The sequence below is a fragment of the Neisseria sp. P0019.S002 genome, from assembly GCF_051957155.1.
GTDB classification, from domain to species: domain Bacteria; phylum Pseudomonadota; class Gammaproteobacteria; order Burkholderiales; family Neisseriaceae; genus Neisseria; species Neisseria perflava.
Map to the genome: position 1 here is coordinate 1 of NZ_JBQCWS010000063.1, position 524 is coordinate 524.

Below are 524 nucleotides of genomic sequence, written 5' to 3' on the forward strand. Positions count from 1 at the left end.
TTGTTGGGTTTTTTGGTGGGTTTGGTTTTGTTGTTGGTGTGTGTGGGGGTGGTTTTGGGGGTGGTGTGGGGGGTGTTGGGTTTGTTGGTTTTTGTTGTGTTGGGTGTGTTTTTTGGGTGGGGGGGGGTGTGTTTGGTGTGGGGGGGGTTGTGGTTGGGTTGGTGGTTGGTGTTGGGGTGTTGTGGGGGGGGGTTGGTGTGTTGGTGTTTTTTTTGGGTGGGGTGGTTGGTGGTGTGTTTGGGTTGGTTGGGGGGGTGGTGGGTGGTGGGGTTGGTGGTGGGGGGGGTTGTTGTGGTTGTGTTGGTTTGGGTGGCTTTTGGGTTGGTGTGTGGTGTTTTGAGGGGGTTGTTGGTTTGTTTTGTTTGTTGGTTGGGGTTGGGGGTGAGGTGTTGTTGGGGGGGGTTGGTGTTGGTTTTGGGTGGGTTGGGGGTGTTTTGGTGGGGTGTGGGGTTTTGGGTGGTTTCGGGTTGTGTGGTGGGTTGGGTGGGGGGGGTTGTGGGGTTTTGTGGGTGTTGGTTGGTGTT

The 524-nt window shown here is 56.1% G+C and carries 1 protein-coding gene; it reads left to right on the forward strand.

The window, feature by feature from the left end; all coding sequences use genetic code 11:
* Positions 1-96 precede the first annotated feature (96 nt).
* A partial coding sequence (locus ACTHTY_RS11565) for a hypothetical protein (protein ID WP_440367768.1) occupies positions 97-524 on the forward strand: 428 nt, incomplete at its 3' end.